Origin of the sequence: Bacillus sp. T2.9-1 (assembly GCF_950097965.1) — a bacterium.
Taxonomy (GTDB): Bacteria; Bacillota; Bacilli; order Bacillales; family Cytobacillaceae; genus Niallia; species Niallia hominis.
The window spans coordinates 1-2,045 of sequence record NZ_CATNHG010000017.1 but is presented as its reverse complement, the minus strand read 5'-3'; the positions used below and the strand labels follow the sequence as shown (position 1 = coordinate 2,045).

Genomic DNA, 2,045 nt, shown 5'->3' with positions numbered 1-2,045 from the left:
TTATCCAATTCAAAGCCTTGGCAGGCCGACGAACTTCCCAAATTGCTATGAATAAGATAAAGAACGTATTTAACAGGTATAGATAAAAAATCCACTCCAACTGGAATCCCTCCTTCTGTTTCTCTTATCATGTACAAACTATGTAACCAGTATACGTATGGAATATGAAGGGATTGTCTGTTATATATTATGGACTACCTTTATAAGAACTTGTATAAGATATTAAGAACGAAAAAAAGAGAATTAAGGTTGGGAAAGTTCTGACATCAAGAAAGGCGTAATGATCTGGGCACTGTCCTAACTAGAGACTTAGTGATTTTGAAAATTACCATCTGGTAAATTCCTAAATATAGGTATAATTTTTTATAAATTTGGAAAATGAAATTGGTAAATGCAATAAGGAGTAAATAAGAGAAAACATTAATTTATATTGGGAGGAAATCGTCTTAAAATTAGTCGTTAACATCTTTTTTGTTAATGTTTAATGAATGATCGGTATCTCTAACAGCAGCATAAAAAAAATCTTTGATTTGAAGATATCACTTTGCCTTTAGTTCTTCCTTTAACCACTTTTCATTTTTGTTGATAAATTTTAATTTACGCTTTTGCACTTTCCCTTCAATGACAACGACTATGGGTAATCCGCGGTATTCCACTTTCATATGTAAATCTTTTGGAGTAATAGGAACTAATTCTTTTCTTGGAAAAATGCTAATTTCACCTGTTGCTTCCAAAATCGCATATTCATTATCGTGAATATCCGGATATCCTGTTGTTCTTAAATTAGACAACAGCTCAGGTAAAGGATATCTACTTTCCTTTAAATTTCGATTAAGATAAAAAAGAATCGCTCCAAAATCATGAGGGGTAAGTTGGGATAGAGCTGATTTCCCTAAAATATTTACTGCTACAATAAACACAATATAGATAAAAATAACTTTAACTAAAAAAATAGACACTTCTAACACCTCGTAAAAAAATTCACCTTAGTCCGAAATTGGACTAAGGTTTTTAAACTTATTTCAATTAAAAATGGTATCTTTTTTTCGTCATGTATGAATCTAAGCTAAATCCTTATCCTTTTAAAATAGGGGTCACTTTATCAATGGCTTCTTGTAATTTTTCACTGTTTAACCTATACATTTGTTTGGCGTCTTTTGATTCCGTTCCAAGAGCAAATAGTTCTAAGTCTGCTTGACATTTTTTCAAGGTTGAAAGAATTAAGGGTCTTTCTTGTGGGGGGGCGACTTGTAATTTATCGTCAAACAGATCAATCGTTAACTCTCCGTAAGAATTAACCTGTCCCAGAAATACATTTTCAATCGTTACCCCTAGTTTTTCTAATTCAGTTTGTAGCCAAGCCCGACTTCGTCCAATCGTGGCTAGTGGTTCATCCATTATTGTACCATCCATAATAATGGTCTGAGGCTCCTTGATTGAAGCAACCTTCAAGTTTATATCCTTTGCTGTTAAAGGTTGATTTTCTTTCTTTAGCATCACAGATAAATCACCTGTTGCCTCTAAAACAGCAAATTCTACATCAGAGACTTGAAAGACATCCTTCCTGCGAAGTAGCTCTAACAGTTCATCTGTCGTATATCTTTCCTTTTTTAAATTATCTTCCATAATCTTCCCATCTTTGATAAATACAGTTGCTTTTCCTTCTATAAAATTGCGAAAACCTTTACTTTTTAAGGAAATTAAATCACTGAAAAAGGGAATAGCCGCAAAAATGACAATTCCAATAATTCCGTGAAAAATGTTCCGTTCAAGTCCCGTAGCCACTTCTGCACCAATACTTCCAATAGACATACCGGTGACATATTCAAAGAAAGATAGTTCTGAAATTTGCTTTTTCCCTAACCATTTTGTAATGAAAAATAAAACAGCAACAAATAATGCTGAGCGTACAGCTATATCTAACCATTCAGGCACTGCTTACACCCCCTGTAAATATAGTTTTTCTAGAAACCTTTGTACTGAAGTTCCTCTCCTTCTAGTTCTCCTACTCTTTTTTTTAAATCTTTTGTTACTTCGTGTACTAC

At 33.3% G+C, this 2,045-nt stretch carries 1 protein-coding gene and 1 pseudogene; both read right to left on the bottom strand.

What is annotated here, in order from left to right:
• Positions 1-452: 452 nt before the first annotated feature.
• Positions 453-959 (bottom strand): annotated as a pseudogene (locus QQZ16_RS02235) (DUF421 domain-containing protein).
• 115 nt (positions 960-1,074) lie between these two features.
• Positions 1,075-1,935 (bottom strand): DUF421 domain-containing protein, encoded by an 861-nt coding sequence (locus QQZ16_RS02230; protein ID WP_251629965.1) that lies wholly within the window; start codon positions 1,933-1,935, stop codon positions 1,075-1,077.
• Positions 1,936-2,045 lie beyond the last annotated feature (110 nt).